This window comes from Streptomyces sp. NBC_00539, assembly GCF_036346105.1.
In the GTDB taxonomy this organism is placed as follows: Bacteria; Actinomycetota; Actinomycetes; order Streptomycetales; family Streptomycetaceae; genus Streptomyces.
The window spans coordinates 4,248,630-4,261,033 of sequence record NZ_CP107811.1; the positions used below are offsets into that span (position 1 = coordinate 4,248,630).

The following is a 12,404-nucleotide window of genomic DNA, read 5'->3' on the forward strand; positions in this document are numbered from 1 at the left end:
CCCCGCTTCTCTCCCTGCTGCGCCGAGACCGGAGCGAACGCCATGGCCGACTTGCAGGACGAACCCCTTCCGAGCCCCGGCACCGACGTGGGCCCCGGCTCCTTGGGATCCGACGACCTCGCCGCCCAGGGCGCGGCACCCGGGGCCCTGGACCGGGCCATGGAGCTGCTGTCCGAGCACCCCGTCGCCGACGGCTGCAACACCCTGGTCTGGACGCTGCGCCAGAGCCCGTACCACGACATCGACACCCCGGACCTCGGTGTCGACACCGACATCCCCAGGCTGCGCGCCGGCGGGGTCGGCGCCCAGTTCTGGTCCCTGCTGACGCCGAGCGAGGCGCCGGCCTGCGACCAGGTGGTCTCCGAGACCCTGGAGCAGATCGACGTGGCGCTGTCCCTCGTGCGCCGCTACCCCGACAGCCTGTGCCTCGCGCTGACCCCCGGCGACATGGTGGACGCCCGCAACCGGGGCCGGATCGCCGCGTTCCTCGGCCCGGTGCCCGGCCGGACGCTGAGCGGCTCGCTGGGGGCGCTGCGCGCGTTCCACGCGCTGGGCGTACGCGTCCTCGCGCCCGCCGGGGCGCCCTGGGCGCGGGAGGGCCTGACGGTCTTCGGCCACGAGGTGGTCAAGGAGATGAACCGGCTGGGCATGCTGGTGGACCTGGCCGGATGCCCGTCGGCGGTGGCCTGCCAGCTCGCGGGCGCCTCCAAAGCGCCGGTCATCATCTCGAACACCGGGGCCGCGGCCCTCAACCCGCATCCGTCGAACGTGGCCGACGAGGTGCTGCTCGCGCTGCGCGCGGCGGGCGGGCTGGCGATGGTCACCTTCGACACCGAGCGGACCGGGGACTCCCTGCACGCGGTGGCGGACCACGTGGACCACGTACGGGCGCTCGCGGGCCCGAACGGCGTCGGCCTCGGCGCCGCTTTCGGGGCCGAACCCGGCAGCCCCCGCCCGGCCGGCCTGACCGACCCCTCGGGCTACCCGAGGCTGGTCGCCGAACTCCTGGAGCGCGGTTGGACGGAACCCGACCTGGCCCTGCTCACCTGGGGCAACGCCCAACGCGTCCTGCGTGACGCGGAGTTCACCGGCCGCGCGGCCCAACACCGCCGCCCGGCCTAGCCTGCCCGGCCCCGGCGGGCGCCGCGCAGCGCCCGGCCCAGCCGCGCGCTCCCACACGCGCGCCCCGGCCCCGCGCTCCGGCCCCGCGCTCCAGCCGCGCGCTCTAGCCGCGCTCGGCCCGGGCGGGTCCGGGTGTCCGGGCCGGGCCGGGCTCCACGCCTGCGGTGCTGACGGTCGCCTTCCACAGCCGGACGCCGGACCAGACGGTCGCGTAGAGCAGGACGCCGTTGCGGGCGCACAGCAGGAGCGTGCCGAACCAGGTGTTCTGCAGGACGTCGCCGTACCAGACGGGGAACACCAGCGACGTCAGCACCGCGGCGGCGGCCAGCAGCCATGCGACCGGGCGCTGGGTGGTGTGCCTGGAGGTCAGGCAGACGGCCGCGAGGCCGAGCAGCCAGATCATGTACTGGGGGCTGATGACGCGGCTGGTCACGGTGAACACCATGACCGCGCAGAGCGCGGCGTCCAGCGGGGTCGCGGTCGTCCAGCGACGCGCCTTGACCCGCCACAGGAGCAGCAGCAGGAAGCCGGCCACGGTGAGGGCGAGCGAGGCCCGCGCGATGACCGGGACGTACGGGCCGACGTACTCGAAGGCGCCGTACTGGAAGGCGATCTTCCCCGGCCAGACCTTCGTCCTCATGGCGAGCATCAGCGCCGAGCCGCCGACGGACTCGACCTGGACGCCCCGGTCGCCCTGGTTGCCGAGGAAGCCGAGGGAGTCCCGGAAGAGGGCCGCGAAGACGGCGAGCAGCGCCGCGCAGGACAGGGCGGCCGCGACGACGGCCTCCCGCGTGGACCTGCCGCGCGGGGTGCCCAGCAGGGTGAGCAGCGGCCACACCTTGACCATCGCGCCGATGCCCGCGATCACACCGCCGAGCCGGGGGCGGTGGCGCAGGCACAACAGCGAACCGACCGCGAGCAGCGTCACCTGGAGGTCGTAGCGCGCGAACGGCGTCGCCATCAGCAGCGGCAGCGTGACCAGCCAGAGCAGGGCGCCGGCCATGCTGCCGTCACTGCGGCGGGCGGCGCGGACCAGGCCGGCGAGGATGACGCCGTCGCAGAGCACCGTCAGGGCGACGAAGGCCTGGAAGTAGGTGAGGAACGGCAGCAGGTCGGGCGAGAGGAAGATCGCCGCGGCCGCCGGCGGGTACTGCCAGGTGATGTCGTCGTGCGGCATCGACCATGTGATCAGGACTTGGTACCAGGTGTGGTACGTCCCGCTGACGTCCACGCGCACGAGGTTCGAGCTGTGGAAGTCGTGCACGAGCAGCCACAGCATCAGCGCCCGGGTGGCCGACCAGAGGGCCACTACCCCCACGAGGGCGCCGCGTCCCCGCCCGGCTCCCGGGGAGGTTCCCTGCCCGTCGTGCGGGGCCGCCGGGGCCGAGTCGGGGGCGGCCGGGGGGCTGCTGGTAGCGCTCATCGGCCGCCACTCTACCGATCCGCCGCCCCGCGAGGTGCCCGGTGCGGACGGGGTGCGGGCGCTCGGACGCGCGGCGTCCGGCTGAGGCCCCGGACCCTCGGGCGCGCGGCGCCCGGCTGAGGCCCCGGGCCCTCGGGCGCGCGGCGCCCGGCTGAGGCCCCGGACCCTCGGACGCGTGGCATCCGGCTGAGGCGCGCCCCTTCAGGCGCGCGGCCGCCCCATCGCCCGGTAGGTCCACCCGGCGCCCCGCCACAGGTCGGGGTCGAGGGCGTTGCGGCCGTCCAGGACGAGGCGGTCGGTGACGACCTCGCCCAGCGCGGCCGGGTCCAGCTCGCGGAACTCCCGCCACTCGGTGAGGTGCAGGACGACCTCCGCGCCCCGCGCCGCCGCGACGGCGGACTCCGCGTAGCCGAGGGTCGGGAAGACGCGCCGCGCGTTCTCCATGCCCTTCGGGTCGTAGACGGTGACCTGGCCGCCCTGGAGGTGGATCTGCCCGGCGACGTTCAGCGCGGGGGAGTCGCGCACGTCGTCGGAGTCCGGCTTGAAGGTGGCGCCGAGCACCGCGACGCGCTTGCCGAGGAAGGAGCCGCCGACCGCTTCGCGCGCCAGCTCCACCATGTGCCCGCGGCGGCGCATGTTGATGGAGTCGACCTCGCGCAGGAACGTCAGCGCCTGGTCCGCGCCCAGCTCGCCCGCCCGCGCCATGAACGCCCGGATGTCCTTGGGCAGGCAGCCGCCGCCGAAGCCGATGCCGGCCCGCAGGAACTTGGAGCCGATCCGCTCGTCGTAGCCGATCGCCTCCGCCAGCTTCACCACGTCACCGCCGGCCGCCTCGCAGACCTCGGCCATGGCGTTGATGAAGGAGATCTTCGTCGCGAGGAAGGAATTGGCGGCCGTCTTGACCAGCTCCGCGGTGGGGAAGTCCGTCACCACCAGCGGTGTGCCCTCAGCCATCGGCGTCTCGTAGACCTCCCGCAGCACCTTCTCGCCGCGGTCGCCCTGTACGCCGATCACGATCCGGTCCGGGTGCAGGGTGTCCTGCACCGCGAAGCCCTCCCGCAGGAACTCCGGGTTCCACGCCAGCTCCACGTCCGCGCCCGCCGGGGCCAGCGCCGCCAGCTTCGCCGAGAGGCGCTCCGCGGAGCCCACCGGAACCGTGGACTTGCCCACGACCAGCACGGGCCGGGTCAGGTGCGGGGCCAGCGATTCCAGCGCGGAGTCCACGTACGACATGTCGCAGGCGTACTCACCGTGCTTCTGCGGAGTGTTGACGCACAGGAAGTGGACGTCGCCGAAGGCGCCGACCTCCTCCCAGGAGCGGGTGAAGCGCAGCCGCCCGGACGACCCGGGCAGCCCGGCCACGTGCGCGGCCAGCAGCTCCTCCAGCCCGGGTTCGTACATGGGGACCCGGCCCGCGGCCAGCATCTCGATCTTCTCCGGCACCACGTCCAGGCCCAGCACCTCGAAGCCCAGCTCGGCCATGGCGGCGGCGTGCGTCGCGCCGAGGTAGCCGGTGCCGATCACAGTGATCTTGAGGGGGGCCATGGGTGCTCCAGAGGTGCGGGGCCGTTTGCGGCCACTGAGCATAGTCGGGCCCGCCAGGGGGGACGCTCCCCACGAAGGCACCAGGGGCCCCCGCTGTCACGCAGCTCACGTACGCCGTACATATCGCTGCCCTGACGCCGGAGACTAAGCTTCGGGTTACTTAACGGTAGTTAGCATCACGGATCGCGCGCCGACACCACGCAGCGCGCACCACGCATCACACCTGGGGAGTGAGAGATCTTGGCGGGTTCTGCCGACTTCGACCTGTACCGCCCGGCCGAGGAGCACGACATGCTCCGCGAGTCCGTCCGCTCGCTCGCCGAGGCGAAGATCCTGCCGTTCGCCGCGGCGGTCGACGAGGAGTCGCGCTTCCCGCAGGAGGCCCTCGACGCGCTGGTCGCCAACGACCTGCACGCCGTCCACGTGCCCGAGACCTACGGCGGCGCCGGCGCGGACGCGCTCGCCACCGTGATCGTGATCGAGGAAGTGGCCCGTGTCTGCGCCTCCTCCTCCCTCATCCCGGCCGTGAACAAGCTCGGCTCGCTCCCGGTGATCCTCTCCGGTTCCGAGGAGCTCAAGGCCAAGTACCTCGGCCCGCTGGCCAAGGGCGACGCGATGTTCTCGTACGCCCTCTCCGAGCCCGACGCGGGCTCCGACGCCGCGGGCATGAAGACCCGCGCGGTGCGCGACGGCGACTTCTGGGTCCTCAACGGCGTCAAGCGCTGGATCACCAACGCGGGCGTCTCCGAGTACTACACGGTCATGGCGGTCACCGACCCGGAGAAGCGCTCCAAGGGCATCAGCGCCTTCGTCGTGGAGAAGGGCGACGAGGGCGTCTCCTTCGGCGCGCCGGAGAAGAAGCTCGGCATCAAGGGCTCCCCGACCCGCGAGGTCTACCTCGACAACGTGCGGATCCCCGCGGACCGCATGATCGGCGCCGAGGGCACCGGCTTCGCCACCGCGATGAAGACGCTGGACCACACCCGCATCACCATCGCGGCGCAGGCCCTCGGCATCGCCCAGGGCGCCCTGGACTACGCCAAGGGCTACGTCCAGGAGCGCAAGCAGTTCGGCAAGCCGATCGGTGACTTCCAGGGCGTGCAGTTCATGCTCGCGGACATGGCCATGAAGATCGAGGCCGCCCGCCAGCTCACCTACTCGGCCGCCGCCAAGTCCGAGCGCGTTTCCGCCGGCGGTGACAAGGAGGACCTCACGTTCTTCGGCGCCGCCGCCAAGTGCTTCGCCTCCGACGTCGCCATGGAGGTCACCACCGACGCGGTCCAACTCCTCGGTGGCTACGGCTACACCCGCGACTACCCGGTCGAGCGCATGATGCGCGACGCCAAGATCACCCAGATCTACGAGGGCACGAACCAGGTCCAGCGCATCGTCATGGCGCGCAACCTCCCCTGATCGTCCGCCCGCCCGCCCGGCCGGATCCCCCGGCCGGGCCGGCCCGGCCGGCGCCTTCGTTCCGCCGAGCCGCCCGGGCCGGACACCACGACGGACCTGAACGCCGACGGCCGTCGGGTATCGAATCCGCAACAACGCCACGGGCCTTCCTCCCTTCCCGCGTGCGCGGCCGTCCGGCCCCGACGTCGTCGAGGGTCCCGACCTGCCCCGCGGGCAACGGTGTTCCGCGCCGCAGGCCCCGCGCCCGCCGCCACACGCCCCCGCAGCACGCGCCGCCTCCGGCCTTCGGGCGCCCCCGCATGGGCTAAATTTGAACCTTCGTACGCCTGAACCGGTTGGGGAGAAAGCAATGACGGAAGCGATCCTGCTGGTTGGCGGGCAGGGGACGCGGCTGCGTCCCGTGACGGTGAACACCCCCAAGCCGATGGTTCCGGCCGCAGGTGTCCCGTTCCTCGCACACCAGATAGCCAGGGCCGCCGCCGCCGGTGTCACCCACATCGTGATGGCCACCTGCTACCTCGCCGAGGTCTTCGAGCCCTACTTCGGTGACGGTTCGGACTTCGGCATCAAGCTGGAGTACGTCGTCGAGGACGAACCCCTCGGCACCGGCGGCGCCATCCGCAACGCCGCCCAGCGGCTGACGGGCGGACCGGACGCCCCCGTCCTCGTCTTCAACGGCGACATCCTCACCGGCCTGGACATCGCCGGCCTGGTCGAGTCCCACCAGACGGCCGGGGCCGACGTCTCCCTGCACCTGGTGCGGGTCGAGGACCCGCGCGCCTTCGGCCTGGTCCCGACGGATGCCGAGGGGCGGGTGCTGGCCTTCACCGAGAAGCCGCAGACCCCCGAGGAGATCGTCACCGACCAGATCAACGCCGGCTGCTACGTCTTCCGCCGCAGCGTCATCGACTCCATCCCGGCCGGTCGGCCGGTATCGGTCGAACGCGAGACCTTCCCCGGCCTGCTGGCCTCCGGCGCCAAGCTGCACGGCGTCACCGAGGACACCTACTGGCTGGACCTCGGCAAGCCCGAGTCGTTCGTCCAGGCCTCCGCGGACCTCGTGCGCGGTATCGTCTCCTCCCCGGCGGTCCCCGGCCCGCGCGGTGAGGCCCTGGTGCTCCCGGGCGCCGAGGTGGCGGAAGGCGCCAAGCTGTCGGGCGGTACCGTTGTCGGGGCTGGCGCCCGCATCGGGGCGGGAGCGGTCGTACAGGGCTCCATCGTCCTGGAAGGCGCGATCATCGGTGCGGACACCCACGTGAGCGCCAGCCTGATCGGCGCCCGCGCTTCGGTGGGTTCGCGCACGGTGCTTGACGGCGCGGTCATCGGGGACGGCGCCGTGGTAGGGGCTGACAACGAACTCCGCGCAGGGGCACGGGTGTGGTGCGAGGCAGAGCTGCCTTCCGCATCCGTCCGCTTCTCCTCCGACCGGTGACCAACTCCAGTGAGGCATAACCCTGTGATAGGCGAGCAGCAGACTCCCCGCGCGACCGACGTCGCATCCACGAAGCTCCCCGACAGCTGGGCGCACACCCCGCTCACCGTGGTCATGCCCACGTACAACGAGGCGGGCAACCTGCCGGGCATGGTCGAGCTGCTCATGGGCCTCGACCAGCCGGGCCTGCGGCTGCTGGTCGTCGACGACTCCTCGCCCGACGGCACCGGCAAGATCGCCGACGAGCTCGCCGAGGGTTTCCTCACCAAGGACGGCAAGCCGCGCATGTCGGTCCTGCACCGCACCGCCAAGGACGGCCTCGGCCGCGCCTACGCGGCCGGCATGGCCAAGGCCGTCGAGGACGGCGCCGAGTACGTGCTCCAGATGGACGCGGACGGCTCCCACCCCGCCGCCAAGATCGCCGAGATGCTGGGCGTCGCCCGCTCCACCGGCGCCGGTCTGGTCGTCGGCAGCCGCTACGTCCCCGGCGGCACCCTCTCCGACGCCTGGGGCGCGCACCGCAAGCTGCTCTCCCGCTGGGCCAACGCCTACGCGAGCACCATCCTCGGCACCCGCGTCCGCGACATCACGGGCGGCTTCAACCTGTGGAGCGCCGACGCGCTCAAGGCGATCGACCTCGCGTCGATCGGCAGCGCCGGCTACAGCTTCCAGGTGGAGATGAAGTACAAGGCCCTGCGCCGCGGCTTCCAGGTCATGGAGGTGCCGATCCACTTCGAGGACCGCACCGTCGGCGAGTCCAAGATGAACCTCGCGGTGCAGCTCGAGTCCATCGCCATGCCGTGGAAGCTCCGCGCCCGCGCCGGCAAGTAACGGCTCAGGACGCAGGGAAGGGGGCACCCCCTCGGGGGTGCCCCCTTCGCCGTTTACGCGGACGGTCGGGCGCGCGCCGGGCGGGTCTCCAGCCACTGCCTCAGCAGCTGGGCGGACGGCCGTTCCACGAAGCGCTGGATCAGCCAGGACGCCGCCAGTATCACGGCGACCGCCGACAGCAGCAGCGTCCACGGTTCGACGTCGCGGTGCCATTGGCGCAGCAGGGTGATGCCGATCTGCTGGTGCAGCAGGTACAGCGGGTACGACATCGCGCCGCCGACCGGCAGCCACCGCCAGTCGATCCGGTCGAGCCGGCGCAGGGCGACGGCGGCCATCACGAGGTAGCAGGCGCTGACGACGACCAGGCACGCCTCCCAGGACAGCCGGTCGCCCTTGACGGTGTTCCAGTGGACGATGTCGTTCAGCCAGCGCTGCATCAGCAGCCACGAGAAGCCCAGCAGGGCCCACGGCTCGCCGGCGCGCGGGCCTTCCCGGCGGATCAGGTAGAAGCAGATGCCGGAGACGAACAGCGGTGAGTAGACCGGGTTCGCCAGGGTGTCGAGGACGGGCAGCCCGGACGTCGGCGCCAGGAGCGAGGCCACCGTCCAGATCCAGCAGAAGTTCATCACTTTGCGGTACGTCAGCCCCGTCCGGGCGACCACGGCGAAGAGCAGGTAGAACCGGACCTCGGACCACAGCGTCCAGTACGACATGTCCAGTTGATTGCTCCTGAGCGGCGTCTGGAACATCGTCAGGTTCGTCAGGACCTGACTCAACCCGGGCCCGGCCCCGCCCAAAGGCTCGCCGTCGACGAGCAGGACGGCCGTGGTGACCAGCACGCAGAACCAGTAGGCCGGTCCGAGGCGGACCACGCGGCTGCGCAGGTAGCCGCCGAGCGGCCGTCCCCAGGCCGACATGCAGATGACGAAGCCGCTGATCATGAAGAACAGCTCGACGCCGAGCCAGCTGTAGCGGCCGAACGTCGTCAGCCAGCCGAAGGCGTCGCGCCCCCAGAGTCCCTCGCGCGTGTAGTGGTGGAAGAGCACGGCCACCGCCGCGACGATGCGCAGCCCGTCCAGGACGTGCAGCCGCGGCCCGGACGCGAGCCCGGGCGACGCCCGTCCGGGGATGCCGGGCGGGCTCGCGAGGTGGTCACCGTCTGACTGCGGCCTGGGGAAGGCGCGCGGGGACGGGTGCAGGGACATGGACGCTCCAGAGGGAGGAGGGACGCCCGTCCGGTTCCGTGCCGCACCGAAAGCACGGACTCCCGGACTCCCCCCCGGCGTGTGAGCCGCAACACGTTCTTCGGCAACCTACCGGACCGCTCCCGCACCCCGGCGCACGCCGGCACCCGCGCCGCCGCGCCCCCGCACCGGGTCAGCGGCTCTGTACCGTGACCTTCTCGTCGTTCTGGATCTGCTTCACCAACTGCTGCACCTTGGCCTTGTCCCAGATCAGGTTGCCGCCGCGCTCACCGGAGATGGGCATGTTCATCGACACCCCGTCACCGCCGTTGACGCCCTTCATGGCGAAGAACATCTGCCCCATGTCCCACAGCCCCATGTCCTTGTCCACGATCACGGTGTCCAGTCCTGCGCCCATCACCGGGTACAGGGCGAAGGGATTGAGGATCGTCGACGGCGTCGCCGCCTGACTGGCCAGGGCCGACAGGAACTTCTGCTGGTTCTTCGTCCGTTGCAGGTCGGACTCGGCGAAGGCGTACCGGGTACGGACGAAGGCCAGCGACTGGCTGCCGTTCAGCGTCTGCCGGCCGGCCTTGAAGTCGGCTCCGGACTTCTCGTCCTTGAACCCCTTCTCGATGTCCAGCTCCACGCCGCCCAGCGCGTCCACGATGTTCGCGAAGCCGGCGAAGCCGATCTCGGCGTAGTGGTCGATGCGCAGGCCCGTGTTGAACTCGATCGTGCGCACGAGCAGCTCCGGGCCGTCCTCCGCGTACGCCGCGTTGAGCTTGACCCGGCGGCCCTGGGCGGGGAACTTCTTGCCGGACTGCGAGCCGACGAAGGACGGGACCTCCACGTCCGAGTCGCGCGGCAGCGAGATCATGGTGTTCCCGCTGGAGCACTTCGCCAGGATCATCATCGAGTCGGTGCGCTTGCCCTCGGCCGAGCCGGTGTGGAGCTTCTTCTTCTCCTCGTCGGACATGCCCTCGCGGCTGTCGGAGCCGACGATGAGGTACGTCGTGCAGTCGCCCTCCTTGGGGCGCTCGATGACCTTCGACAGGTCCACCTCGCGGCGCACCTTGGAGTCGGCCCAGAAATAGGTGCCGACCGTGGTGACCACCAGCGCGGAGACCAGGACGATCGAGCCGATCTTGATCCGCTTGCGCCAGTCGACGACGGCGCGGACGGGTACGGGTTCGTCGCCGCCCCGACCCGGGCGCAGAGGGCCGCCGGGCGGCCGCCCGCCCCCGCCGCCCGCGGGCGTGCCGTAGACCTGCCCGGTGTTGTAGCCGCTGTCGTAGGAGCCGGGGCTCTGCACCTGCTGCGGCGGCACGCCGTACGCGGGCTGCCGCACCGGAGGGTCGGCGGGCGGCCGGGGCGGGCCGGGCTGCCGGACGGGCGGCTGCTGCCGCTGGATGTGCCGCATCCGCTGCGGACCCTCGGGCTCGGGCCAGTCATTCATGTGCCCAAGGATGCCTTCCCGGCGGAGCCGCCCGACAGCCCGGTGGGCACTTCGTACCGGTGCTGTTGCAGAGCTGATGCTTCGGGGACGGCTTTAAGGTGTTCGTATGACAGAGATAGCGGGCGATCCGCCGGGCAAGCCGATCTCGGCTTCCCGGACCACCCTCAGCCACATCATGACCGCCAACGACACGAACCTCCTGGGCACCGTCCACGGTGGAGTGATCATGAAGCTGGTGGACGACGCGGCGGGCGCCGTGGCCGGGCGCCACTCGGGCGGTCCCGCGGTCACCGCGTCCATGGACGAGATGGCCTTCCTCGCCCCGGTCCGGGTCGGCGACCTCGTCCACGTGAAGGCCCAGTGCAACTGGACCGGCCGCACCTCCATGGAGATCGGCGTACGGGTCCTCGCGGAGCGCTGGAACGAATCCACCCCCGCCACCCAGGTCGGCAGCGCCTACCTCGTCTTCGCGGCGGTCGACGCCGACGGCAAGCCGCGCGTGGTACCGCCCGTCCTCCCGGAGACGGAGCAGGACGAGCGCCGCTTCCAGGAGGCCCAGATCCGCCGCACCCACCGGCTGGCCCGCCGCCAGGCGATCATGGCACTGCGCGAGGAGCGCGCCGCCCAGGGGTTCGAGGCCTGAGCCCACGCGCGCGTGGAGCGGAACGGCGCGTGTTTCGAATCACGGAACCGCCATCACGTCGTGCGGCGCCGTAAGCCGCCCGTAAGGTTGCGTCAGACGTCGGGGCGTGCGCGCCAGCGGATGCGACGTCGGATCCCGAGCCGGACACATCGCGGAGTCGAGCCCCCATGTCAGCTGTGATACCACCCCCGCCTGTGCTGGATGCCGTGCCCGCGCGAACGGCTCCCCGGGCCGCGGGCGCCGCGCGCCGCCCCCGGCTCTACGTCCTGGACGGACTGCGCCTGATAGCGGCACTCTCCGTGGTCTCCTTCCACTGGGCCGGCGTCAACATCCACCCCGAGGTCTGGGGCTCGACCCCGCGGACGCTGATGCCGAGCGTCCACCGGGTGGCCTCCTACGGGTGGATGGGCGTCCAGCTGTTCTTCCTCATCAGCGGCTTCGTCATCTGCATGTCCTGCTGGGGCCGTTCTCCCCGGGACTACTTCACCTCCCGGGTCGTGCGGCTCTACCCGGCCTACTGGGTCGGCATCGTCATCACCACCCTCGTGGTGAACTTCGCGGCAACCGTCCGCGCCAGCCGCAAACCGATGAGCATCAGCGACGTGCTGACCAACCTCACGATGCTGGAGCGCCCCCTCGGCGTGACCGAGGCCGACGGCGTCTACTGGACGCTCTGGATCGAGCTCCGCTTCTACCTGCTCTTCGCAGTCGTCGCCGTCATGGGCCTGACGTACCGCCGGGTGCTGGCGTTCTGCGGGATCTGGACGATCCTCGCGGTGATCACGCCGAGTGCGGACAGCAAGCTGATGGACACCGTCTTCATGCCGCAGGACGCCCCGTACTTCATCGCGGGCGTCGCGATGTACCTCATCTACCGGTTCGGCGTGAACCCGCTGCTGCTCGGGGTGGTCGCCTTCTCCTGGCTGTTGGCGCAGAACCGGCTGCACATCACCGTGGGCGGCTACGAGTACGAGGTGCACCACACCCTGTCCTGGCCGGTGATGGCCGCCGTCTCCGCCGGAGCCTTCCTGGTCATGCTCGCCGCGGCGATGGGCGCCCTCAACTGGATCCGCTGGAAGTGGCTCACGGTGGCCGGTGCGCTCACCTACCCCGTCTACCTGCTCCACCAGGAGCTCGGCTGGGCGATGATCCGCTGGGGCCGCAACCACGGCATCGCACCGTTCCCGCTGCTGGCCCTCTGTCTGACCGCCGTCCTGCTGCTCTCCTGGCTCGTCCACCGCTTCGCCGAGCGGCCGTTGTCGGCGGCGCTCAAGCGGTTGCTGGACGGGGCGAAGGTCTCGCTGCCCAAGAGCGATCCGCCGGTCCGCTCCAGGTGACGCAGGGCGCCCCCG

At 71.5% G+C, this 12,404-nt stretch carries 10 protein-coding genes; 6 read left to right on the forward strand and 4 right to left on the reverse strand.

From position 1 onward, the window contains the following. Positions 1-42 precede the first annotated feature (42 nt). Positions 43-1,122 carry a membrane dipeptidase gene (locus OG861_RS19115; RefSeq protein WP_329195753.1) on the forward strand — a complete coding sequence of 360 codons (1,080 nt, stop codon included), beginning with the start codon at positions 43-45 and terminating at the stop codon, positions 1,120-1,122. A 103-nt stretch (positions 1,123-1,225) separates the two neighbouring features. Here the strand turns inward: OG861_RS19115 and OG861_RS19120 are convergent, their stop codons facing one another. Then, entirely contained in the window at positions 1,226-2,545 is a 1,320-nt protein-coding gene (locus OG861_RS19120) for a glycosyltransferase family 87 protein (RefSeq protein WP_329195751.1), read from the reverse strand. Between the two features lie 201 nt (positions 2,546-2,746). Then, positions 2,747-4,090 (reverse strand): UDP-glucose dehydrogenase family protein, encoded by a 1,344-nt coding sequence (locus OG861_RS19125; protein WP_329195749.1) that lies wholly within the window; start codon positions 4,088-4,090, stop codon positions 2,747-2,749. 240 nt (positions 4,091-4,330) lie between these two features. On the opposite strand from OG861_RS19125, the gene OG861_RS19130 reads away from it, so the two are divergent. The 3 genes from OG861_RS19130 (at position 4,331) to OG861_RS19140 (ending at position 7,766) form a co-directional block, all read left to right on the forward strand. After that, positions 4,331-5,503: an acyl-CoA dehydrogenase gene (locus tag OG861_RS19130; protein WP_329195747.1), complete on the forward strand. Its 1,173-nt coding sequence runs from the start codon at positions 4,331-4,333 to the stop codon at positions 5,501-5,503. 349 nt (positions 5,504-5,852) lie between these two features. After that, entirely contained in the window at positions 5,853-6,935 is a 1,083-nt protein-coding gene (locus tag OG861_RS19135) for a nucleotidyltransferase family protein (RefSeq protein ID WP_329195746.1), read from the forward strand. 24 nt (positions 6,936-6,959) lie between these two features. Continuing rightward, on the forward strand, positions 6,960-7,766 hold the full coding sequence (locus OG861_RS19140; protein ID WP_399279464.1) for a polyprenol monophosphomannose synthase: 807 nt from the start codon (positions 6,960-6,962) through the stop codon (positions 7,764-7,766). Between the two features lie 53 nt (positions 7,767-7,819). Here OG861_RS19140 and OG861_RS19145 read toward each other — a convergent pair whose 3' ends face one another. Continuing rightward, positions 7,820-8,971: an acyltransferase family protein gene (locus tag OG861_RS19145; RefSeq protein ID WP_329195744.1), complete on the reverse strand. Its 1,152-nt coding sequence runs from the start codon at positions 8,969-8,971 to the stop codon at positions 7,820-7,822. A 172-nt stretch (positions 8,972-9,143) separates the two neighbouring features. Then, on the reverse strand, positions 9,144-10,409 hold the full coding sequence (locus OG861_RS19150) for an LCP family protein (protein WP_329195742.1): 1,266 nt from the start codon (positions 10,407-10,409) through the stop codon (positions 9,144-9,146). 106 nt (positions 10,410-10,515) lie between these two features. On the opposite strand from OG861_RS19150, the gene OG861_RS19155 reads away from it, so the two are divergent. Both OG861_RS19155 and OG861_RS19160 read left to right on the forward strand, forming a co-directional pair. Beyond that, positions 10,516-11,052 (forward strand): acyl-CoA thioesterase, encoded by a 537-nt coding sequence (locus OG861_RS19155; protein WP_329195740.1) that lies wholly within the window; start codon positions 10,516-10,518, stop codon positions 11,050-11,052. 206 nt (positions 11,053-11,258) lie between these two features. Beyond that, complete coding sequence (locus OG861_RS19160; protein WP_329195738.1) at positions 11,259-12,389, forward strand: acyltransferase family protein; 1,131 nt, start codon at positions 11,259-11,261, stop codon at positions 12,387-12,389. Positions 12,390-12,404: the final 15 nt, after the last annotated feature.